Annotated in this window: 1 protein-coding gene; it reads right to left on the bottom strand. The window is 57.1% G+C overall.

Annotated features, from left to right (window positions below):
* Positions 1–1444: 1444 nt before the first annotated feature.
* The coding region (locus AC3IFE_RS20255; RefSeq protein WP_489191721.1) for an AraC family transcriptional regulator at positions 1445–2233 on the bottom strand (789 nt) is incomplete at its 5' end.

The raw sequence follows: 2233 nt of genomic DNA, 5'->3' as shown, positions 1-2233 counted from the left end.
AATATCGATTCAATAAAAAATATCGATGCCGATCGCAAAAGAACGAAATGCGCAGGAATCTCGCCGTCTTTACTGTCTATAAGCCGTTGTGCAGAGAGTGGGCGTTTCGTCGGGCGTCGATCTGATTGGAAATTTGCTACGAGTTCATGTCGGTGATGGAATTGGTCGCGGGGGAAACAGATGGTTGTCACGTGACAAGTCGCTGAATCCCTCGATTTCTCTGGGGCATACGTCCGTGGGGAAATCTTCGATACGGTGCGTCTCGTATTTCCGCAAAAATCTCTTCGCTTCAATTACCAATGCATGCGGCGCGTGGCCATGTACGCCTTTCCGGCAGCGAGCGAGTTGTCACGTGACAAATGGATTCCGGCGCGCGCCACCTAGGGGGATTTAGCGATCATCAAGCGATGGTCATAGTTGATGCGCACTCGTGGTGTAGGCGGCATACCGCTGGGCGTAAAAACATCGCCCGTAGCTTCCCGTTCCCCGGCTCGTCGGTGAATCGCTAGGGAGTTGTCACGTGACAACAGGAGCCGACGTCCAGAAGACTTGCGTGGTAGGCCGCTATATGAAGCGAAGTGTCCCGCGCGGGATTGAAAAGGAGCGTCTTGGGAGCGAGGGCCGCACTTCTTCGAGTGGCGATTCCGCTATCGTCGAGTGCGCTCATGTGTCGAAGCTATGCTGCTGACCAGCTGCCGAGGTACGCCCCAAAAGGCGGTATTGTGGCGATGTTGATATGTCCCCATTTTATGAGGTGAAATTGGATGTGCGGCTTGTGTCGGCCAATAGGGCAGAGCGTGGCAAATCACCTCTCCCCGGCCTGGAAAGGCTCAATATGCCCGAGTTCACCGTGGATATCGGCCGCAATAGGCGGTGAAACCATGTGTCAGTGGCATGTGACGACCCAAATGCGTCAGGTCGTGAAACATTCGCCGAAAATCGATGCCTGCCGGAAATCCTTGTGCGGCAAAGGCTTGTGCCATTTTCTTCATCCTGTTTCACGCAAAATGAACACAATGAGGCGCGAAAATGGGGGCGTATGCTATTTCAGGGCATCGGCATCAGGGAGAGGGGCAATTGCAGGCGGATTTGTCGTTCTTGATACGTGATTTGTAGTATATAAAACGTTTTCGGCAATGCGCTGCTGGATGTCATCAGCGTGTCGGAGAAACAGTCCACCGCAGGGTCGCTTCGAACCACCAATTCAGCGCGAGATGCACGGGTATTTAGCGCCAGTTGTCACGTGACAACGCCTGTGCCGCGCCCCAGATTCGGGAAGTCGCGGAGTGTGGGGAGAAGAATTGGCAGGCAGGACTCTGGACCGCAGCTGATACACGTAGTCTTGGGAAGGGACGCGACTTCCCTCAACCTGCAGGCGAAAATCCCATCCCGCACTTGGCGGATCACATCAAAACCGATGCATCGCCACAGTCAGCGATCGCGATCAATAACTCGCCACGATCGACAGAGCGACGTCCGCGCCACTTCGCAGGCTATCGATATCCCTTCGCGGGGAATTACCGAACAGCCGACTATATTCCCGATTGAACTGGGTCGGACTCGCATACCCGACCCTGAACGCCGCCGACGCGGCGTCGAGGCGCTCCGCCAGCATCAGCCGACGCGCCTCGTTGAGCCGTATCCATTTCTGATACTGCAACGGACTCATGCCGGTGAGCTGGCGGAAGTGATGATGGAAGGTTGAACTGCTCATCTGAACTTGCGCCGCGAGATCATCGACACGCAACGATTCATCGTAGTGAGCGCGTAACCACCGGATCGCGCGCGACACGCGGTTGCACTGACTGCCGGTGGACGCAATCTGGCGCAGGCGGGCGCCCTGGTCGCTCGTCAGCAGCCGATAGTAGATTTCCCGCTCGATGTACGGTGCGAGAACGGCAATGGCGTTCGGGTCGTCCAGCAGCGCGAGTAGCCGGTTCAGCGCGTCGTACAGCAGTTCGTTCATGTCGCCGACGACGAGGCCGCGGCCCGCTGGAGCATCCTCGTGATCCGGCGCGACTTGCATCATCAGTTCGGCCATGACGCGGAAATCGAGCTTGAGGCCGAGCCCGAGAAACGGTTTGTCGGGGCTGGCCTCGATGATTTGCGTCGAACCGGGCAGATCGAGCGACGTGATCAGAAAGCGGTCGGCGTCGTAGATGTAGGCATCGCCGCTCTGCATGACCCGCTTCGCGCCCTGAACGACGAGGCCGAAGCTCGGCTCGACCATGCA

This window comes from Burkholderia sp. APQ4-4ca (genome assembly GCF_057837105.1).
The sequence above is the reverse complement of the archived record's forward strand: the minus strand, read 5'-3'. Positions and strand labels throughout refer to the sequence as shown.